The 20,292-nt window shown below is 64.9% G+C and carries 20 protein-coding genes; 6 read left to right on the forward strand and 14 right to left on the reverse strand.

What is annotated here, in order from left to right; genetic code table 11:
* Positions 1–93: 93 nt before the first annotated feature.
* The 6 genes from TSA1_RS20840 to coxB form a co-directional block, all read right to left on the reverse strand.
* Positions 94–990, reverse strand: a complete 897-nt coding sequence (locus TSA1_RS20840) for a cytochrome c oxidase subunit 3 (protein ID WP_100177976.1) — start codon at positions 988–990, stop codon at positions 94–96.
* Positions 991–1,069: 79 nt separating this feature from the next.
* On the reverse strand, positions 1,070–1,723 hold the full coding sequence (locus TSA1_RS20845) for a cytochrome c oxidase assembly protein (RefSeq protein WP_100177977.1): 654 nt from the start codon (positions 1,721–1,723) through the stop codon (positions 1,070–1,072).
* A gap of 5 nt (positions 1,724–1,728) precedes the next feature.
* On the reverse strand, positions 1,729–1,905 hold the full coding sequence (locus tag TSA1_RS20850) for a hypothetical protein (RefSeq protein ID WP_063197888.1): 177 nt from the start codon (positions 1,903–1,905) through the stop codon (positions 1,729–1,731).
* Positions 1,902–2,846, reverse strand: a complete 945-nt coding sequence (locus TSA1_RS20855; RefSeq protein WP_100177978.1) for a heme o synthase — start codon at positions 2,844–2,846, stop codon at positions 1,902–1,904. Before TSA1_RS20855 ends, TSA1_RS20850 begins: the two co-directional genes overlap by 4 nt.
* Positions 2,847–2,906: 60 nt before the next feature.
* On the reverse strand, positions 2,907–4,526 hold the full coding sequence (gene ctaD / locus TSA1_RS20860; protein WP_100177979.1) for a cytochrome c oxidase subunit I: 1,620 nt from the start codon (positions 4,524–4,526) through the stop codon (positions 2,907–2,909).
* Positions 4,527–4,613: 87 nt separating this feature from the next.
* The gene (gene coxB, locus TSA1_RS20865) at positions 4,614–5,453 is read right to left on the reverse strand and encodes a cytochrome c oxidase subunit II (protein ID WP_100177980.1); all 840 of its coding nucleotides are present in this window, start codon (positions 5,451–5,453) and stop codon (positions 4,614–4,616) included.
* 479 nt (positions 5,454–5,932) lie between these two features.
* Between coxB and TSA1_RS20870 the strand changes: the two genes are divergently transcribed.
* The 4 genes from TSA1_RS20870 (at position 5,933) to TSA1_RS20885 (ending at position 9,571) form a co-directional block, all read left to right on the forward strand.
* Entirely contained in the window at positions 5,933–6,478 is a 546-nt protein-coding gene (locus TSA1_RS20870) for an invasion associated locus B family protein (protein ID WP_100177981.1), read from the forward strand.
* Between the two features lie 309 nt (positions 6,479–6,787).
* Positions 6,788–8,215 carry a metalloprotease TldD gene (tldD, locus tag TSA1_RS20875; protein WP_100181249.1) on the forward strand — a complete coding sequence of 476 codons (1,428 nt, stop codon included), beginning with the start codon at positions 6,788–6,790 and terminating at the stop codon, positions 8,213–8,215.
* A complete protein-coding gene (gene lepB / locus TSA1_RS20880) occupies positions 8,212–8,988 on the forward strand; it encodes a signal peptidase I (RefSeq protein ID WP_100177982.1) in 777 nt (258 codons plus the stop codon). Before tldD ends, lepB begins: the two co-directional genes overlap by 4 nt.
* 16 nt (positions 8,989–9,004) lie before the next feature.
* On the forward strand, positions 9,005–9,571 hold the full coding sequence (locus tag TSA1_RS20885; protein WP_100177983.1) for a nucleotidyltransferase family protein: 567 nt from the start codon (positions 9,005–9,007) through the stop codon (positions 9,569–9,571).
* Positions 9,572–9,719: 148 nt separating this feature from the next.
* On the opposite strand, the gene TSA1_RS20890 is transcribed toward TSA1_RS20885, so the two are convergent.
* From TSA1_RS20890 to TSA1_RS20900, 3 genes are all read right to left on the reverse strand, one after another.
* Positions 9,720–10,298 carry a PAN domain-containing protein gene (locus TSA1_RS20890; RefSeq protein ID WP_097657220.1) on the reverse strand — a complete coding sequence of 193 codons (579 nt, stop codon included), beginning with the start codon at positions 10,296–10,298 and terminating at the stop codon, positions 9,720–9,722.
* A gap of 111 nt (positions 10,299–10,409) precedes the next feature.
* Positions 10,410–11,780: a glutamate--cysteine ligase gene (locus tag TSA1_RS20895; protein ID WP_100177984.1), complete on the reverse strand. Its 1,371-nt coding sequence runs from the start codon at positions 11,778–11,780 to the stop codon at positions 10,410–10,412.
* 99 nt (positions 11,781–11,879) lie between these two features.
* A complete protein-coding gene (locus TSA1_RS20900; RefSeq protein ID WP_063197904.1) occupies positions 11,880–12,377 on the reverse strand; it encodes a MarR family winged helix-turn-helix transcriptional regulator in 498 nt (165 codons plus the stop codon).
* A 125-nt stretch (positions 12,378–12,502) separates the two neighbouring features.
* Here TSA1_RS20900 and gstA point away from each other — a divergent pair, with 125 nt between their 5' ends.
* A complete protein-coding gene (gene gstA, locus TSA1_RS20905) occupies positions 12,503–13,117 on the forward strand; it encodes a glutathione transferase GstA (RefSeq protein ID WP_100177985.1) in 615 nt (204 codons plus the stop codon).
* A 127-nt stretch (positions 13,118–13,244) separates the two neighbouring features.
* Here the strand turns inward: gstA and TSA1_RS20910 are convergent, their stop codons facing one another.
* The 4 genes from TSA1_RS20910 to TSA1_RS20925 all read right to left on the reverse strand — a co-directional run bounded on the left by TSA1_RS20910 (position 13,245) and on the right by TSA1_RS20925 (position 19,032).
* Positions 13,245–15,458: an FAD-dependent oxidoreductase gene (locus tag TSA1_RS20910; protein ID WP_100177986.1), complete on the reverse strand. Its 2,214-nt coding sequence runs from the start codon at positions 15,456–15,458 to the stop codon at positions 13,245–13,247.
* Positions 15,459–15,476: 18 nt separating this feature from the next.
* Positions 15,477–16,685, reverse strand: a complete 1,209-nt coding sequence (locus TSA1_RS20915; RefSeq protein WP_100177987.1) for an acetyl-CoA C-acetyltransferase — start codon at positions 16,683–16,685, stop codon at positions 15,477–15,479.
* Between the two features lie 70 nt (positions 16,686–16,755).
* Positions 16,756–18,546: an acyl-CoA dehydrogenase C-terminal domain-containing protein gene (locus TSA1_RS20920; RefSeq protein WP_100177988.1), complete on the reverse strand. Its 1,791-nt coding sequence runs from the start codon at positions 18,544–18,546 to the stop codon at positions 16,756–16,758.
* Positions 18,547–18,648: 102 nt separating this feature from the next.
* Positions 18,649–19,032, reverse strand: coding sequence for a nuclear transport factor 2 family protein (locus TSA1_RS20925; protein WP_174718994.1), 384 nt, complete (start codon positions 19,030–19,032; stop codon positions 18,649–18,651).
* Between the two features lie 204 nt (positions 19,033–19,236).
* Here TSA1_RS20925 and TSA1_RS20930 point away from each other — a divergent pair, with 204 nt between their 5' ends.
* Positions 19,237–19,827 (forward strand): PadR family transcriptional regulator, encoded by a 591-nt coding sequence (locus tag TSA1_RS20930; protein WP_100181250.1) that lies wholly within the window; start codon positions 19,237–19,239, stop codon positions 19,825–19,827.
* A gap of 11 nt (positions 19,828–19,838) precedes the next feature.
* Here TSA1_RS20930 and TSA1_RS41175 read toward each other — a convergent pair whose 3' ends face one another.
* The gene (locus tag TSA1_RS41175) at positions 19,839–20,126 is read right to left on the reverse strand and encodes a DUF2934 domain-containing protein (protein ID WP_430649769.1); all 288 of its coding nucleotides are present in this window, start codon (positions 20,124–20,126) and stop codon (positions 19,839–19,841) included.
* Positions 20,127–20,292 lie beyond the last annotated feature (166 nt).

Consider the following 20,292-nt stretch of genomic DNA (forward strand, 5'->3'; position numbering starts at 1 on the left):
GCGGACTCTATCACAGTTTCCGCCGGAGCTCCGGCGGCTGGAAAAGGAAAGGGCGGCCCTGCGGCCGCCCTTTGGGATCATCTGCCTTGCGGCTCAGTGCGCGCCGTGGGCCATGGTCTCGGCGCCGTGTCCCCAGACGTAGATGCAGAGGAACAGGAACAGCCAGACCACGTCGACGAAGTGCCAGTACCAGGCCGCGAACTCGAAGCCGAGGTGCTGCTTCGGCGTGAAGTGGCCGGCATAGGCACGGAACAGGCAGACCAGCAGGAAGATGGTGCCGACCAGCACGTGGAAACCGTGGAAGCCGGTCGCCATGAAGAAGGTCGCGCCGTAGACGTTGCCGGCGAAGGAGAACGCCGCGTGGCTGTACTCATAGGCCTGCACGCAGGTGAAGAGCGCGCCCAGCACGACGGTGAGGATCAGGCCGTATTTCAGGCCCTGGCGGTCGTTCTCCAGCAGCGCGTGGTGCGCCCAGGTCACGGTGGTGCCTGACGTCAGCAGGATCAGCGTGTTCAGGAGCGGCAGGTGCCAGGGATCGAAAGTCTCGATGCCCTTCGGCGGCCAGGTGCCGGGGACCGCGCAGGCACCGGCCTGGGTGCCGAGACCGCAGCCGAACACGGCATCACGGGTGGCGTGGACCGCGTCGGCCGGGAACAGCGCCGCGTTGAAATAGGCCCAGAACCAGGCGACGAAGAACATCACCTCGGAGGCGATGAACAGGATCATGCCGTAGCGGTGATGCAGCTGCACGACGCGGGTGTGGTCGCCCTTGTACTGGGCTTCCTTGATCACGTCGCCCCACCAGCTCGCCATGGTGTAGAGCACGCCGACGGTGCCGACGCCGAACACGATCGGCGCGGCCGAGAACATGTGGTGCATCCAGGAGATCGCGCCGACCGCCATGATGAAGGCCGAGAGCGAACCGACCGCCGGCCACGGAGAGGGATCGACCAGGTGATAGTCGTGATGCTTGGTGTGCGCCGTTGCCATTTGCGGTCTCTCTCCTCAATCCCGTGCCTGTCAGGCACTTATCCCCTTGTTTCCGACCTCCAGAGCGTGAGCTCTGCGGTCAGAGATTTCCCTTGCGCTTGTCGCCTTCGCCCGATGCCAGCGGCTTCACCACGGGATCCTTCACCGGATAGAAGGTGTAGGACAGCGTGATCGTGTTCAGCCCGTCGTTCTCGTGGTCGTCGGCGATCGAGGGATCGACGTAGAACACGACCGGCATCTCGCGCTTCTCGCCGGGTGCCATGGTCTGCTCGGTGAAGCAGAAGCAGTTGATCTTCTGGAAGTAGGAGCCGACCGTCAGCGGCGCGACGTTGTAGGCCGCCTGCGCGGCCGTGGTGCGCGCGGCCTGGTTGGTCACGGTGTAGAACACGGTCACGACCTGGCCGATATTGACCTCGATCTCGCTCTGCTCCGGCTCGAACTTCCAGGGCAGGCCGGGCGCGACGTTGGAATCGAAGCGCACCGAGATCTTTCGCGCGATCGGCCCGGTGGCTGGCGCCGAAGTCGCCACCTGCGTCGTGCCGTTGAAGCCGGTGGCGCGGCAGAACCAGTTGTAGAACGGCACGGCCGCGTAGGAAGCACCGACCATCAGCGCGACCACGCCGCCGCAGATGGACGCAACCACCGCATCGCGACCCAGGGCGCGGCGCTTGGCCGGCTTGGGATCGGCCGGCTTGGCGCTGACGTGCTGCGATATGGTGGGCTCGTGATCCATGTTTCCTACATCGGCCGCACGAGGACCGCGGGTCCCTTGACCATGGTGACGGCAAAGAACAGCACCACGAGCACGCCGAGCGCCAGAGCGATGGCGATCGAGCGCTGACGACGGCTCTTCTTCTGCGCCTCGGTGAGGACGATTCCGTCTGTCTCGGGTTTGTCGGCCATCGCTGTGATCATGCGCCCCCAACCATCGGAGCCAGCGCACGGAACACGACCTCGGCCAGCAGGGTCGCGAACAGCACGAACAGATAGAGGATCGAGAAGGCGAACAGCTTGCGGGTCGCGCGCAGCGACGCAGCTCGCTCGCGGCGCAGATAGACGTTGATCGCCAGCACCAGCATGCCGGCACCGAGAATCAGCGAGACGATGCCGTAAATCGCGTCGAAATAGCCGAGCGCCCAGGGCGCGGCGGCGACCGCGATCAGCACGACGGTGTAGAGCAGGATCTGCAGCCGCGTCGCGTCGGGACCGGCGACGTTGGGCAGCATCGGAATGCCGGCGCGCGCATAGTCGTCGGAGCGGAACAGCGCCAGCGCCCAGAAATGCGGCGGGGTCCAGAAGAAAATGATGGCGAACAGCAGCAGCGGCTCGACGTCGACCGTGCCCGTGACGGCGGCCCAGGCCACGACCGGCGGCAGCGCGCCGGCGGCGCCGCCGATCACGATGTTCTGCGCGGTCCAGCGCTTCAGGCCCATCGTGTAGATCACGACGTAGAAGAAGATGGTGAAGGCGAGCAGCGCGCCCGCGATCCAGTTGACGAGGATGCCGAGCGTCATCACCGAGAAGAACGACAGCGTCAGGCCGAACGCCATCGCCTCGGGTCGGGTGATGCGGCCGCGCGGGATCGGCCGGTTCGCCGTGCGCGACATCTTGGAGTCGATGTCGCCTTCGAGCGCCATGTTGAGCGCGCCGGAGGCGCCGGCGCCGACGGCGATGCAGAGCAGCGAGGTGATCGCCAGCACCCAGTGGAAATGCCCGGGCGCCATTGCCATGCCGACCAGCGCGGTGAAGATCACCAGCGACATCACCCGCGGCTTCAACAGCGCGATGTAGTCGCCGACCTCCGCCTCGGAGATGCGGGGATTGATGTCGATGGCGTTGTGGTCGAGCACGGACACGAATTCAACTCGCTTCCTTATAGCGCCGCGGCGCCCGTCACGGGCGCCGCGGCTGATGGCTTACTGCACGCGGGGCAGCACTTCGAACTGGTGGAAGGGCGGCGGCGAGGGCAAGGTCCATTCCAGCGTGGTCGCACCCGCACCCCACGGATTGTCCCCGGCCGGCACCTTCTTCATGAAGGCGTCGAGCACGCAGTAGAGGAAGATCAGCACGCCGAAGCCGGAGATGTAGGAGCCGACCGACGAGACCAGGTTCCATCCCGCGAACGCGTCGGGATAGTCGACGTAGCGGCGCGGCATGCCCGACAGGCCGAGGAAGTGCTGCGGGAAGAACACCAGGTTGACGCCGATGAAGGTGACCCAGAAGTGCGCCTTCGCGAGCGTCTCGTTGTACATGTAGCCCGACATCTTCGGGAACCAGTAGTACCAGCCGGCGAAGATCGCGAACACCGCACCGAGCGACAGCACGTAGTGGAAGTGGGCGACGACGTAGTAGGTCTCCTGCAGCACGCGGTCGACGCCCGCGTTCGCCAGCACGACGCCGGTGACGCCGCCGACCGTGAACAGGAAGATGAAGCCCACCGCCCAGATCATCGGCGCCCGGAATTCGATCGAGCCGCCCCACATCGTGGCGATCCAGGAGAAGATCTTCACGCCGGTCGGAACCGCGATCACCATCGTCGCGGCGACGAAATAGGCCTGCGTCGCCGAGGACATGCCGACCGTGTACATGTGGTGCGCCCACACCACGAAGCCGATGCCGCCGATCGCGACCATGGCGTAGGCCATGCCGAGATAGCCGAACACGGGCTTGCGCGAGAAGGTCGAGATGATCTGGCTGACCATGCCGAAGCCGGGCAGGATCAGGATGTACACCTCGGGGTGACCGAAGAACCAGAACAGATGCTGGAACAGCACCGGGTCGCCGCCGCCATCAGGCGCGAAGAAGGTCGTGCCGAAATTGCGGTCGGTGAGCAGCATGGTGATCGCGCCGGCGAGCACCGGCAGCGACAGCAGCAGCAGGAACACCGTCACCAGGATCGACCACACGAACAGCGGCATCTTGTGCAGGGTCATGCCCGGCGCGCGCATGTTGAAGATGGTGGTGATGAAGTTGATGGCACCGAGGATCGACGAGGCACCCGCCAGATGCAGCGACAGGATCGCGAAGTCGACGGCCGGACCCGGATGGCCGGAGCTCGACAGCGGCACGTACATGGTCCAGCCGGCGCCGACGCCGTTGGCACCCGGCTCGCCCTCGACGAAGGTCGACATCAGCAGCAGGCCGAAGGAGGCCGGCAGCAGCCAGAACGAGATGTTGTTCATGCGCGGGAACGCCATGTCGGGCGCGCCGATCATCAGCGGGACGAACCAGTTGCCGAAGCCGCCGATCATCGCGGGCATGACCATGAAGAAGATCATGATCAGACCGTGCGAGGTCACGAACACGTTATAGGTGTGCGTCTCGTGGAAGATCTGCACGCCCGGATACATCAGCTCGGCACGGATCGCGATCGACATCGCGGCACCGATGACGCCGGCGATGACCGCGAAGATCAGGTACATCGTGCCGATGTCCTTGTGATTGGTCGAATAGACGTAGCGCCGCCATCCGGTCGGATGGGCGTGCTCGTCATGTCCGTGGGCGTGATCGCCGTGTGCCGCTGCGCTCGTTGCCATTTTCAAATCCTGCCTTGCGTCCCATTCGGACCTTTGGAGGTCCCGCCCTTATGTCGCTCTCAGTCCCTTGGAGCCGTCGCCCGGCGCTTACTGCGTCGGGCCGGCTGCGGAGGCGTAGGTGCTGGTGCCGCCGCTCGCGTATTTCTTCTTCGCCGTCTCGACCCAGGAGGCGAACTCCTGATCGCTCACCACACGCACGGCGATCGGCATGAAAGCGTGGTCCTTGCCGCACAGTTCAGAGCACTGACCGTAATACATGCCGGTCTTGGTGGCCTTGAACCAGGTCTCGTTCAGCCGGCCCGGAATGGCGTCGATCTTGACGCCGAAAGCCGGCACCGCGAAGGCGTGGATGACATCGGCGCCGGTGGTCTGGACGCGAATCACCTTGTTCACCGGCACCACCATCTCGTTGTCGACGCCGAGCAGACGGGGCTGCTTGTCCTGCGCCATCAGCGAATCGAACTCGAACTTGCCGTTATCGGGATAGGCGTAGGACCAGTACCACTGCTTGCCGGTCGCCTTGATGGTGATATCCGCCTTCGGCACGTCGAGCTCGAGGAACAGAAGCCGGAACGACGGCACCGAGATGCCCACCAGGATCAGCACGGGAACCAGCGTCCAGGCCACCTCGATCAGCGTGTTGTGGGTGGTGCGCGAGGGAACCGGATTGGCCCGCGCGTTGAACTTGATGACCACGACCACGAGCAGCGCCAGAACGAACAGCGTGATCAGGGTGATCAGCACGAACAGGAAGTTGTGGAACCAGACGATGTTGTCCATCACCGGGGAGCCGGACTCCTGAAGCGTCCATTCCCAAGGCTTCGGCTGCCCGAGCTCGGCAAATGCCGCGCCGCCCGTCGCCAGCGTCAGACCCGCCACGGCCAATCCCAGCAAGTGCCGGCCCACCGGGCCCATCGACATCCTCATGCCGTTCGCGCTCCCCTTACGAAATCACCCCAAGTGCGCTCCCCTGTGTCCGGGAAACGCTTATTCGATCCGCCCGCCTGACAAACCGCCGCGCAAGAATGCCTCCAAGAGAAAGAATACCTCTAAGAGGAAATCGGGCCAGATCGCTAGAACGCCGAAATCAAGCCTCTCAAACCATAATTTTTGATCTATCGCAATGCAGTCTTGAGACCGGTCTGTCAGCCATCACCCGCAAGATAATTCCTAGTAATATCGGACAAAAATACCGTTGGCCGGGATGCTGCAGCTTGACAGCGGAATTGCCCGCGTTAGGCACTGGCAGATGGCCGCGCAGGAACCTGATTCGTGCGGGCGGCGGCGGTGCGAGGCGGCGTGGAATTTGCTTGAGAATCGCCTTCAAGACGCCGTCATTCCCGTATCAGTCCGCCAGAATAGTCCGCCAAGCGCGAGCGACCCAGGCGAGCAGAGGGACCGACCCGATGGGGCTTTCGAAATCGATGGCAAGGCTGGCTAGAAGGCAGCTGACCCGCCTCCCGGCGCTGGCCAGCCTGCTGGCTGCGCTCGTCCTTCTGGCACTTCCCGGCTTCGCCCATGCGCAGGGCGCAGTGCGCTCCGTCCATGGCGACTGGCAGATTCGCTGCGACACGCCTCCGGGCGCCCAGACCGAGCAATGCGCCCTGATCCAGAGCGTGGTCGCCGAAGACCGCTCCAATGCCGGCCTGACCGTCATCGTGCTGAAGACCGCCGACCAGAAGAGCCGCCTGATGCGCGTGGTCGCGCCCCTGGGCGTTCTGCTGCCCTCCGGCCTCGGCCTCAAGCTCGACAACCAGGACGTCGGCCGCGCCGGCTTCGTCCGATGCCTGCCCAATGGCTGCGTCGCCGAGGTCGTCATGGACGACAAGCTGCTCGGCCAGCTCCGCACCGCCAAGACCGCCACCTTCATCATCTTTGAGACGCCGGAAGAAGGCATCGGCTTCCCGCTCAGCCTGAACGGCCTCGGCGAGGGCTACGACAAGCTGCCGTAGGGGCTGCGCTCCGATCGCACGTTCTCAATCCCGTCATCCTGAGGCGCGAGTTCGGCAGCGCGGTCGCGCTGCCGTGCGAGCCTCGAAGGATGAACGGCCACGCTGCCAGCCGGGCCGTCGCCCTTCGAGGCTCGCCTTGCTTTGCAAGCCGAGCACCTCAGGGTGACGGTGATGGATGGATGCTGGCGGCACGCGCTGGCGAGTGCCCCCTACCCATCCTATCGTTTCCGTAATGTGACGCCCCGCCCCCTCGCGGAACCGGTCCGAAACCATTATCTTGCCCCACATCTTCCGCTAATGGACGGACGCATGACAAACCCTGCCACGACCTCCCTGCTCGACCGCGCCAATCTCGACCGCGACCAGGTTCGCCACGAGGTCGCGCGCGGGCTTTCCGGTGCCGACGACGGCGAGCTGTTCCTGGAGTACAGCCAGACCGAAGCGCTGATGTTCGACAATGGGCGGCTGAAGCAGGCGACCTACGACACCTCGCAGGGTTTCGGCTTACGCGCCGTCAAGGATGATGCCGTGGGCTATGCGCACTCCTCCGACGTCTCGCTGCCGGCGCTGATTCGCGCTGCGGACGCGGTCGCGGCCGTACGCGGCGGCTATTCCGGCAGCTTTGCCGCGCCGCCTCCCCACACCAATGTCCGCCTCTACGGCGACGACAACCCGCTCGATGCCCCCGGCTTCGAGACCAAGGTCAAGCTGCTGGCCGAGATCGACGCGTATCTGCGCGACAAGGATCCGCGGGTGCGGCAGGTCAGCGTCAGCCTGGGCGCGACCTGGCAGGTCGTCGAGATCCTGCGGCCGGACGGCGAGAGCTATCGCGACATCCGTCCGCTCGTGCGCGTCAACATTTCCGTCGTTGCCGGCCAGGGCGACCGCCAGGAAAGCGGCAGCAAGGGCTATGGCGGCCGCGCCGGCTATGCCGAATTCATCGAGAGCAAGAACTGGCGCGATGCCGCCGACGGCGCGTTGCGCGAGGCCCTGGTCAATCTGGAATCGATCCCCGCCCCCGCCGGCGAGATGGACGTCGTGTTGGGCGCCGGCTGGCCCGGCGTGATGCTGCATGAAGCGGTCGGTCATGGCCTCGAAGGCGATTTCAACCGCAAGAAGACGTCTGCGTTTGCCGGCCTGATGGGCCAGCAGGTCGCGGCCAAGGGAGTCACTGTGGTCGACGACGGCACCATTGCCTCGCGCCGCGGCTCGCTGTCGATCGACGACGAGGGCACGCCGACCAATCGCACCGTGCTGATCGAGGACGGCATCCTGGTCGGCTACATGCAGGACCGCCAGAACGCGCGGCTGATGAACATGAAGCCGACCGGCAACGGCCGTCGCCAGGGCTACGCCCATGTGCCGATGCCGCGCATGACCAACACCTACATGCTCGCGGGCGACCGCGATCCGGCCGAGATCCTGGCGTCGGTGAAGAACGGCGTCTTCGCCGCGAATTTCGGCGGCGGCCAGGTCGACATCACCTCGGGCAAATACGTGTTCCAGTGCACCGAGGCCTACAAGATCGAGAACGGCAAGATCGGCGCGCCGCTGAAGGGCGCCATGCTGATCGGCAACGGGCCGACCGATCTGCATCGCATCCGCATGATCGGCAACGACCTCGCGCTCGATACCGGCATCGGCACCTGCGGCAAGAACGGACAGGGCGTGCCGGTCGGCGTCGGCCAGCCGTCGCTTCTGATGGAACGCATCACTGTGGGTGGAACGGGCGCATGAGCGTTGAGAAGGTAACTGCCGCTCCGAAGCGGAAGAGCAGCGGCTGGGGCGGGCAGATCGTCCAGCTCGCCGGCATCGTCGCCGCGGTCTTCATCGCCAAGGGCGCGCTCGCCGAGCCGTTCTACGTGCCCTCGGGCTCGATGGAGCCGACGCTGCTGATCGGCGATGCGCTGCTCGCCTCGAAATTCCCCTATGGCTACGGCACCTCGTCGCTGCCGATCCAGATCAATCTGCCGGAGAGCGGCCGCGTGTTCGCGGAGACGCCGAAGCAGGGCGACGTGGTGGTGTTTCGCTGGCCCGGCGATCGTTCCCAGGCCTGGGTCAAACGCGTCGTCGGGCTTCCCGGCGACCGCATCCAGATGCGGCAGGGCCAGCTCTTCATCAACGACCGCCCCGCCGAGCTGAAGCCTGACGGCGTTGGCGCCGCCGAGGACGACAATGGCGGCAGCGAGCCCGCCTACCGTTACGTCGAGACGCTGCCGAACGGCGTCTCGCATCTGATCTTCAAGATGCGCGACAACGGCCCGCTCGACAACACGCCGGAAGTGACGGTGCCGGCTGGCCACCTCTTCGTGCTCGGCGACAACCGCGACAACTCCGCCGACAGCCGCGTGCCGCTGCGCTCCGGCGGCGTCGGCCTGCTGCCGATCGACAATCTGATCGGCCGCGCGGATGCGGTGGTCGGCTCCTGGGACCTCGGCATGCGCAGCCAGCCGGTGTACACTTGGCTGTCCGGCTTCCGGCTCGCGCGGTTCTTCACCGCCGTGCATTGACGCTCCTCATCTCGCAATGAACCGTGAGGAGTTCCTCGCACTCGCGCTGAGAAATCCTGTCAACGCTGCGGTCATCGATGAACTGCATCGCTTCGCGCTACCGGACGCGTGGCTGGTTGCAGGCTGCCTCGTGCAGTCGGTGTGGAATGGTCTCACGGGCCGCCCGGTTGATCACGGCATTGCCGATTACGACGTGTTCTATTTCGATTCCGACACGTCGTGGGAGGCGGAGGACGCGGTCATACGCAACTTCCATGCGCGGCTCACGCATCTCGGCGCCGCGATCGAGATCCGCAACCAGGCGCGTGTGCATCTGTGGTACCCCGCCAAGCACGGCCTGCCCTACCCGCCGTTGACGCGCTCGACCGACGGCATCGACCGCTTCCTCACCGAGAATACGCAAATCGGGATAAGACGCGCGGGCGATGATTACGACGTCTATGCACCGCATGGGTTTGACGACGTCGCGGGATTGCTCGTGCGGCCCAATCGGGCGCTGAATTTCTCGGCGGCGAACTACGAAGCAAAGGCCGCGCGATGGAAAGCACTGTGGCCGGAGCTCACGGTGATCGCGGCGGAGTGAGATCTCGTGTCCCGGACAAGTCGAATCGTGAAACGATGCGGCGCCGAGCCGGGACCCAGGTCGCAACGGATGCTGAGTGGCATGGGCCCCGGCTCTGCAGCGCAGCGCTGAAGGAGCGCTGCACAGCGTCCGGGGCACGAGAAAACGCCTACCGCACCACGCCCGACGTGAATCCCGCCTTCCGTCGCGGCGGCTTGATTTCCTTCTTCAGGAAGCAGCGCGCCTCGCGCCCGGTGTAACCGGGGCGGGCATAGGTGAAGGCGCGGCACTTGTTGTCGGCGGTGCACGCGGCCTTGCAGGCCTCCACGCCGTCGCCTTCCTTCAGGTCGAAGTTGCGCAGATCACCGCCCGGACGGTCGATCGACGTCTCCACGCCCTCGACCCGCGGCTCGATCACGCCGGCGCCGCGAACGCCGGAGATGCAGCAGCTGCCCGGCACGCGCGCCGGCACGGTGTTCTTCAGCCAGCAGACCGCCGAGCCGCCTTCGACGTCGGGATAGCTGAAGCTCCACGAGCGGCAGCGGCGGTCGCGCTCGCACAGCAGCGCGCAATCCTCGGGATCGCCTGAGGCAACAGGCGCGCTGAAATAGTCGCCGCCGGGCCGGTCGAATGCAGTCTGGGCGCGCGCCGGCACGCTCGCGAAGGCGAGCGAAAGCAGCGTGACACAAGCCACGACGCAAGCCATGACCTTTGCCATGAAGGCCCGGGACTGGCGGCCCTTCCCCATCGGAACAGCTTTCTAATTATTGACGACGCTCGGCTTTTTCGGCCGGTCATTTGATCGCCGCAAACCTGTATGGGCGATGAACGGCTGAAACCCTGGTCGTTGGCCTATGGTTTAGAAAGCGTATTCGGCGTAGGCCGGTTCCACCGAGCCGTTCCAGGGACCGTTGAACTTGTCCAACATTTCCTCGGCCGGCGTCCGGCCGGAATCGATGATGCGGTCGAGCGGCTCCAGATGCCGCGTTTCGTCGCGGCCGAGCTGGTCGATCCGGCCGCGCCGGCGCAGGCCCGCATGTGCCAGAACGAGGCATTCCTTGGCGATCTCGAACAAATAACGGTTCTTGATCCGCGCCTTGAAGCCGAAGCGCGGCACGTCGTCGCGCAGGGCCTGACGCTCGGGCGCGGTCCAGTGCTTGACGATCTCCCAGGCGGCATCGAGCGCGACGTCGTCATAGAGCAGCCCGACCCAGAACGCCGGCAGCGCCGGCAACCGGCCCCAGGGTCCGCCGTCGGAGCCGCGCATCTCGAGATAGCGCTTGAGCCGCACTTCCGGGAAGATCGTGGAGAGATGGTTGGCCCAGTCCGACAGCGTCGGACGCTCGCCGGGAAGATTGTTGTTGCGGCCCTCGAAGAAGGCCCGGAACGAGGAGCCCGACACGTCGATATAGTCCTCGTCGCGCTTGACGAAATACATGGGCACGTCGAGCGCGTAGTCGACATAGCGCTCGAAGCCCATGCCGTCCTCGAACGCCCACGGCATCATGCCGGACCGCGCATTGTCGGTGTCGCGCCAGATCTCGGAGCGGAAGGACAAAAAGCCGTTCGGCTTGCCTTCGGTGAACGGCGAATTGGCGAACAGCGCTGTTGCGACCGGCTGCAGCGCGAGCGACACGCGCAGCTTCTTGACCATGTCCGCTTCGGAGGAAAAGTCGAGATTGGTCTGCACCGTGCAGGTCCGGTACATCATGTCGAGGCCGTACTGGCCGACCTTCGGCATGTAGTTGGTCATGATCTTGTAGCGGCCCTTGGGCATCATCGGGATGTCCGCGCGCGACCAGGACGGGGTCATGCCGAGGCCGAGGAAGCCGATGCCGAGCGGCGTTGCGATCTCGCGCACCTGCGCCAGATGCGCCATCACTTCGCTCTGGGTCTGGTGCACGTTCTCGACCGGGGCGCCTGACAGCTCGAACTGTCCGCCGGGCTCGAGCGAGATCGCCCCGCCGCCGGTGACGTCGTAGAGGCCGATGATGTTGCCTTTCTCCATGATCGGCTCCCAGCCGAGCAGGAGCTTCATGCCTTCGAGCAGCGCGCCGATGCCCCGCGCGCCTTCGTAAGGCACCGGACGATGGCCTTCGAGCGTGAAGGGCGTCTTCTCGTGCTCGGTGCCCATGCGCCACTCGGACGCCGGCTTGCAGCCGGCCTCGAACCACGCCACGAGCTCGTCGCGTGACTGCAGCGGCGTCATATCGATCTGGTCTCGCGCCATATCAAACTCTAATCAAAGGCGCTTCGATCGAATGCGCGCGGGTGACGGGGATGGTCCGCGAACCCACCGGGCGCACGGACGAGCTTGTGTGCCGCACGATCATCGCGACGGCGAGGTTTCGTTGACGTTGGCGACGGGCGGCAGCTTCATCTCGCCGCACGAGCAGCCCAGGCGGTCGAGCAGACCGCTGAGCTTGACGGCATCGGCATCGGACAGTTTCGAGCCGACATATTTCTCGATCGCGGCGGAATAGGCGCCCCACATCCGCTTCTGCAGCTCGCGGCCGGCTTCCGTGATCTCGACGAACTGGCCGCGCTTGTCGATCTTGCATTCGCGCCGCGAGGCGAGGCCCTCGTCGACCAGGCGGTCGATCAGGCGCGAGGTGGAATATTGCGGGATCAGCATCTGCCGTTCCAGCTCGACCGGCCGCAACTCGCCCGAGGGAGCACGCGACAATTCCAGCAGCGCGTCGTACCATGCCAGCGGCGGGAAGCCGGCCTTCTTCAGGTCCTGCTCGACGCAATCGAGCACGCGGCTCTGCACCCGCATCAGGCGGATCCAGGCGGAGGTCGCCTCGGTCGATGGTTTGCGTTTCATGGTCCCGCTCAAGCTCGTCGCCCGTCTCTTACCTCATTTGATGCAGCTGCATCAATCTTGACTATTCCAAGCAGATGCATGTAATCGCTCTTTCGGCCGAACCAAGCTCAAGAGAAGGAAATTCCATGAAGCTGTACTATTCGCCCGGTGCCTGCTCGCTGTCCCCCCACATCGCGCTCCTGGAAGCCGGCCTGCCCTATGAGCTGGTCAAGGTCGATATCCGGGCCAAGAAGCTCGAAAATGGTGAGGATTATCTGAAGCTGAACCCCAAGGGCCAGGTCCCTGCGCTGGGCCTCGACAGCGGTGAGATCGTGACCGAAGGGCCGGTGATTGTCCAGATGATCGCCGATCAGGCCTCAGCCAAGGCGCTGGCGCCGGCCCACGGCAGTTCCGAGCGCTACAAGCTGCTGGAGTGGCTCAACTTCCTCACCTCCGAGGTGCACAAGAGCTTCGGCCCGATGTTCGCGCCGGCGCTGAACGACGAGGCCAAGGCTTTCTTCAAAGACCGCGTCATGGGCAAGCTGAAATATATCGACAGCCAGCTCGCCGGCCGCGACTACCTGATGGGCAAGCAGTTCACGGTGGCCGACGGCTATCTCTTCACGATGCTGACCTGGGCCGACCGGATGAAGTTCGATCTCTCAGGCATGCCGAACCTTGCCGCCTACAAGGCCCGCGTCGCCGCGCGGCCGCAGGTGCAGGAAGCGCTGAAGAAGGAAGGCCTCGCGCAGGCGAAGTGATCCTTCGTCATTCCGGGGCGCCGCGACGCGGCGAACCCGGAATCTCGCTATTGTTGAACGACCGAGCGAAGCCGATCGAGATTCCGGATCAGTCCGCGTTGCGGACTGTCCGGAATGACGGGCTAGATCAAGCCGCCGCCTTCTTCGGCGCGAAGCGGCCGTAGAAGGTTTCGCCCTTTGCCGCCATCTCTTCGAGCAGCTTGGGCGGGGTGAAGCGCGAGCCGTACTTGGCTTCCAGCTTGTGGCAGAGCTCGACGAACTTCTTCGTGCCCATGAAGTCGATATAGGACAGCGTGCCGCCGGTGAACGGCGCGAAGCCGAAGCCGAGGATCGAGCCGACATCCGCCTCGCGCGGATCGGTGATGACGTGGTCCTCGACCGTGCGCGCGGCTTCCACCGCCTGCACCACCAGGAAGCGCTGCTTCAGCTCCTCGACGTCGAGCGTATCGGGGTCGAGCTGCTTCGGCTGCAGCGCGGACAGACCCGGCCACAGGCTCTTCGAGCCCTTGCCCTTCTCGGGATAGTCGTAAAAACCCTTGCTGTTCTTGCGGCCGAGGCGGCCCTGCTTCTCGACCATCTCCACCATCAGCTTCTTCTGATCGGGGTTGATGGCGTTGGGGCCGAGATCGGCCTCCGTCGCCTTCATGATCTTGAGGCCGAGGTCGAGCGCGACCTCGTCCGAGAGCGAGAGCGGGCCGACCGGCATGCCGGCCATCTTGGCGCAGTTCTCGATCATCGCCGGCGGCACGCCCTCCAGGAACATCTCGTTGCCTTCGGCGACGTAACGGCCGACGCAGCGATTGGCGAAGAAGCCGCGGGAGTCGTTCACCACGATCGGCGTCTTGCCGATCTGGCGAACGTAATCGAGCGCGGTCGCGAGCGCGAGATCGCCGGTGTTCTTGCCCTTGATGATCTCGACCAGCATCATCTTCTCGACCGGCGAGAAGAAGTGGATGCCGACGAACTTGCCCTGGTCCTTGAAGCTCTCGGCCAGCGAGGTGATCGGCAGCGTCGAGGTGTTCGAGGCGAAAATCACGTCCGGCTTCATGTGCTCCTGCGCCTTGGCGAAGGTGTCAGCCTTGACCTTGCGGTCCTCGAACACGGCCTCGATGACGAGGTCGACGTCCCTCAGCGCCGCATAATCCGCGGTCGGGGTGATGCGCGCGAGCAGCGCTTCGGCGTCCGCGGGCTTGGCACGGCCCTTCTTGATCTGCTCCTCGATCACCTTCTGCGCATGCGCCTTGCCCTTGTCGGCGCTCTCCTGGTCGCGATCGATCAGCACGACGTCGAGCCCGGCACGGGCCGAGACGTAGCCGACGCTCGCGCCCATGAAGCCGGCGCCGATCACGGCGATCTTCTTCACTTTGGTCGCGGGCACGTCCTTCGGACGGCGCGCACCCTTGTTGAGCTCCTGCATCGACAGGAACAGGCTGCGGATCATCGCAGCCGCTTCCTTCGAGCGCAGCACCGAGGTGAAGTAGCGCGACTCCACCCGCAGCGCGGCGTCGATCGGCAGCTGCAGGCCTTCGTAGACGCAGCTCATGATGGCGCGCGCGGCCGGGTAATTGTCGTAGGTCTCGCGGCGATAGATCGCGTTGCCGGCGGGGAACATCATCATGCCGGCCTTGGAGAACACCGGGCCGCCGGGCAGCTTGAAGCCCTTCTCGTCCCAAGGCGCAACCGCCTTGCCGCCGCCCTTGATCCAGTCCTTGGCGGCCTTGATCAGGTCGGCGGCGGGAACGATGGCGTGAATCAAATTCAGCGCCTTGGCCTTCTCGACGGTGACCGGATCGCCCTTGAGCAGGATCGTCATGGCGTCCTGCGGCGGCACCAGGCGCGGCACGCGCTGCGTGCCGCCGGCGCCCGGGAACAGGCCGACCTTGACCTCGGGCAGGCCGAGACGGGTCTTGGGATTCTCAGCGGCGACGCGGTAGTGGCAGCACAGCGTGATCTCGAAACCGCCGCCGAGCGCGAGCCCGTTGATCGCGGCCGCCCACGGCTTGCCTGAGGTTTCGATCGAGCGCAGCACCAGCGAGAAGCGGCGGCTCTGGTCGAACAGCATCTGGTTCGCCGCGGTCTCGCCCTGTTCCTTGAAGACCTTGGCATAGGCCTGGTTCATGCCTTCGAGCATGGAGAGATCTGCGCCCGCGCAAAAGGCTTCCTTGGCGGAGGTGACGACGACGCCCTTCACCGCGGCATCGGCCGTGGTCGCCTTGACGATGGCGTCGAGCTCGTTGGTCGAGGTCTCGTCGAGCACGTTCATCGAACGGCCCGGAATGTCCCAGGTGACGAGCGCGATGCCGTCTGCGTCGGTCTCAACCCTGAAGTTCTTGTACGACATGTTGGTTGCTCCCTACCCTTAGACGCGCTCGATGATGGTCGCGGTGCCCATGCCGCCGCCGATGCACAGCGTGACCAGGGCGGTGGACTTGTTGGTGCGCTCGAGCTCGTCGAGCACGGTGCCGAGGATCATCGCGCCGGTCGCCCCGAGCGGATGGCCGAGCGCGATCGCGCCGCCATTGACGTTGATCTTGGCGTTGTCGATGTCGAAGGCCTGGATATAGCGCAGCACGACGGAGGCGAAGGCCTCGTTCAGCTCGAACAGGTCGATGTCCGATTTCTTCATGCCGGAGCGCGCGAACAGCTTTTCGGTGACGTCGACCGGACCGGTCAGCATCATCGCCGGCTCCGAGCCGATGTTGGCGAACGCGCGGATCTTTGCACGCGGCTTCAGGCCGTACTTGGCACCCGCCTCCTTGCTGCCGAGCAGCACGGCGCCGGCGCCGTCGACGATGCCCGACGAGTTGCCGGCGTGGTGCACGTAGTTGACGCGCTCGATCTCCGGGTGCGACTGGATCGCGACGCCGTCAAAACCGCCCATCTGCGCCATCATGGTGAACGCGGGCTGCAGCTGCGCCAGCGACTGCATCGTCGTCGAGGGACGCATGTGCTCGTCCTTGGCGAGGATGGTCAGCCCGTTGATGTCCTTCACCGGGACGATCGACTTGTCGAAGCGGCCTTCCTCCCAGGACTTCGCGGCGCGCTGCTGGCTCTGCACCGCATAGGCATCGACGTCGTCCCGCGAGAAACCGTACTTGGTTGCGATCAGATCGGCCGAGACGCCCTGCGGCATGAAGTAAGCGGGGACCGCCATCGAGGGATCCATCGGCCAGGCACCGCCGGAAGCGCCGATGCCGACGCGGCTCATCGATTCGGCGCCGCCGCCGATCACCAGCTCATGCTGCCCGCTCATCACCTGCGCAGCGGCAAAGTTCACGGCATCGAGGCCGGAAGCGCAGAAGCGGCTGATCTGCACGCCGGGCACGGCTTCGCCGAGACCGGCCTTCAGCGCGGCAAAGCGCGCGATGTCGCTGCCCGCTTCCCCGACCGGATCGACCACGCCGAGGATGACGTCGTCGACGGAATCCTCGGGAAGATTGTTGCGGTCCTTCAGCGCCTTCAGCGGCACGGTCGCGAGCGCCAGCGCGGTGACTTCGTGCAGCGAACCGTCAGCCTTGCCGCGGCCGCGCGGGGTGCGGACGTGATCGTAGATATAGGCATCTGCCATGGGAGCCTCCTGATTGCAGTTATGTTGGTGGCGACCGCGGCGCGGTCGCGATCATTCGTGGGCGAAAGACTCAGAACGCTTCCGCGGGCAATTCCATGATGGTGGCGCAGCCGGCCTGGATGCGCGCGAGATTGGCGGCGGTCTCCGGCAGCATCCGCTCCATGAAGAAGCGGCCGGTGACGAGCTTGGTCGAGAGATAGGGCGTCGCCCCGCTCTCGGCAATCTTGGCGTTCGTCACCTTCGCCATCTTCGCCCACATGTAGCCGAGCGCGACGAAGCCGAAGAGATGCAAATAATCGGTTGCGGCAGCACCCGCATTGTCCGGCTTCGCCATTGCGTTCTGCATCAGCCAGGTCGTCGCCTGCTGGAGATGGCCGAGCGAGGTCGAGAGCGGGGTGATGAAGGGCTTCAGCGCCTCGTCGCCGCCGTTCTCCTTGGCGAAGGCCATGACCTCGCCAAAGAAGGCCATGATGGCGCGGCCGCCGTCGCGCGGCAGCTTGCGGCCGACGAGGTCGAGCGCCTGAATGCCGTTGGCGCCTTCATAGATCATGGCGATGCGCGCATCGCGCACGAACTGCTCCATGCCGTGCTCGGCGATGTAGCCGTGGCCGCCATACATCTGCTGCGCCTGCACCGCGTTGGCGAAGCCATAGTCGGTGAGGAAGCCCTTCAGCACCGGCGTCATCAGGCCCATGTGATCGTCGGCGGCCTGGCGGTCCTTCGGGTCTTCGGAGCGGTGGGCGACGTCGCTCTTCAGCGCGGTCCACATCACGAAGGCGCGCGCGGCTTCGTTGAAGGCGCGGATCGACAGCAGCGTGCGGCGCACGTCGGGATGCACGATAATCGGATCGGCCTGCTTGTCCGGCGCCTTGGCGCCGGTCAGCGCGCGGCCCTGGATGCGCTCGCGGGCATAGGCGACGGCGTTCTGATATGCGACCTCGGACTGTGCAAGGCCCTGCACGGCGACGCCGAGGCGGGCCTCGTTCATCATCACGAACATGCCCTGCATGCCCTTGTTCTCTTCGCCGATCAGCCAGCCGGTGGCGTTGTCGTAGTTCATCACGCAGGTGGAATTGCCGTGGATGCCCATCTTGTGCTCGATCGAGCCGCAGACGACGCCGTTGCGCGCGCCCACCGAACCATCGGCATTCACCAGGAACTTGGGCACCACGAACAGCGACACGCCCTTGATGCCGGCCGGCGCGCCCTCGATGCGGGCGAGCACGAGGTGGATGATGTTGGGGGCGAGGTCATGCTCGCCGGCGGAGATGAAGATCTTGGTGCCCGTGATCTTGAAGCTGCCGTCGGCCTGGCGCACCGCCTTGGTGCGGAGCATGCCGAGATCGGTGCCGCAATGCGGCTCGGTCAGGTTCATGGTGCCGGTCCACTCGCCGGCGATCATCTTCGGGACGTAGGTCTGCTTCTGCTCGGGCGTGCCGTGCACCAGGAGCGCCGCGGTCGCGCCCATGGTGAGGCCGCCATACATCGAGAACGCCATGTTGGCGGAGATCTGGAATTCGTTGACCGCTTGCGAGAGCGTCACCGGCAGGCCCTGGCCGCCGAACTCGGTCGGCGCCGAGAGACCGAGCCAGCCGCCCTCCGCGACCTGCTTGAACGCTTCTTTGAAACCCTTCGGCGTGGTGACGCTGCCGTCGTCGGCGCGCTTGCAGCCTTCGAGGTCGCCGACGCGATTGAGCGGCTGCAGCACCTCTTCGGCGAGCTTGGCGGCTTCACCCAGAATGGCTTCGCGCACGTCGCTCGATGCGTCGGAGAAACCGGCGAGGTTGTCGTAACGGTCGATCTGGAAGACGTCGTTGAGCAGGAAGTTCACGTCTTCGACGGGGGCTTTGTAGATCGGCATGGGGGTCTCCCGGCAGTGGGCCTTGAAGCGGTGATAGCAGCGTGTTTCCTGCGGCGCAGCCTTGCCCGCGAGCTTAGCGGGTTCTGCAACCTCAGAGCAGGGTCATGATTGGGCGGCCAGCTGCTCCGCCATCAGGCGGTGCAGCATGTTGATCGCCTTGAGCGGACGCACCATCACCTTGAAATGGGTGATGCGCCCTTCGGCATCGAAGCTGATGATGTCGACACCGTTGATCTCGATGCCGTCGATCATGGTCTTGAATTCGAGCACGGCGCCGCGCTCGCTCTGCCATTCGCCGACATAGGTGAAATCGGGGCCGCCGAGCACCTGCTCGGCGCTGGAGAGGTATTTGAAGGTGATGTCGCGCCCGCGCTGAGGCGTGTGGACGACCGGGCTTTCGAACACGGCGTCGGGATGCAAGAGGTCCCAGAGCGCGGTGCGGTCGTGTGACTTCATGTAGGCGTACCAGGAATCGAGGCCGGTCATTCTCAGCTGCCTCCCTAAAGGCCTGGACAAAAAATGCGAAAACAACCCCATGCACAGTAGCGAGATGGTTGATTCCGCTGGCTTTTTCAGGTCGGATCTGAAGCCCGTCCCGTTGCGTTTCATATGCACATTGACGCATATGCGCCAATGCGCATAAAGTCAAGCGAGATGGGCGAGGTCGAAGAAACAAGGAGGCCGGTGGTCATGGCGCTGGGCGACGCAATCCTCGCTTGCCTGACGGAACGTCCGATGACGGGCTACGAGCTCGCCAAGACGTTCGATTCCTCGATCGGCTTCTTCTGGAAGGCCGACCATCAGCAGATCTACCGCGAGCTCTCCAAGCTGCGCGACCGCGGCCATATCCAGGGCCGCGAGGTCGTCCAGTCAGGCAAGCCCAATAAGCTCATCTATACGCTGACTCCCGAAGGCCGAACAGCGCTGCGGCACTGGGCCGCGCGGCCGAGCACCCCCCCTTCGATCAAGGATGACCTGCTGGTTCGGCTGCATGCGCTCGACAGCATCGACATCGAACCCATGCGCACCGATCTGATGGCCCGGCTGGAGCACCATCGCGACCGCCATGCCAATTACGAGCGCATCCTGAAAAAGCGTTTCCCGGATGGTACGGCCGAGGGCCGGCTCGATCTCGGTAATCTGCTGCTGCTCCGCCTCGGCGCCCGCCACGAGCAGATGGTGGCCGATTTCTGCGAGGAGACGCTCGAGGCCCTGTCGGCGACGAGCGGCAAGGGCACCGTGGTGCCGCTCGAGGATGGCAAGCGCGAGGGAAAGGGCTGAGGCCGGCCCCGTTAGACCGGCAAATTGTCGGTCATTCCGGGCGGCACCTCGTCTTGCTTTGATCGTTCAGCCAAAAGCTCCTTTTCAGCCTCGTACCAGAACGTATCCATCTTCCCGCTTGGCTCGCCGGCACTTTTCCAGATCTCATAGGCGCGCTTGCGAACGTCTTCTTCGGTCAGACCTGCCATCTCGAGCCATCCTTCGTTGCTGAAGTTCCAAGCTGCCAGCCCCCCGGAGAGTTCCTGGCAGGGCGGGATTTCGATCGCGTCCAACGGGCCAGGCAGGTCGAGGCCGCCCAACTTTAAGACACCCGGCCGGCGTTCCTTAACCCGTTATTTACCGTAACGGACAAAAGTCGGTTTTCGAGGCAGACGACCCGCGCCAAATCCGATTGTCTTTGCAACCGGCACGCGAGGGAAGACTGGAGGCGCCGGGTGGGGCGCCGGAGTCGGAACCGGACAGAGT

The organism is Bradyrhizobium nitroreducens (assembly GCF_002776695.1).
Classification (GTDB): domain Bacteria; phylum Pseudomonadota; class Alphaproteobacteria; order Rhizobiales; family Xanthobacteraceae; genus Bradyrhizobium; species Bradyrhizobium nitroreducens.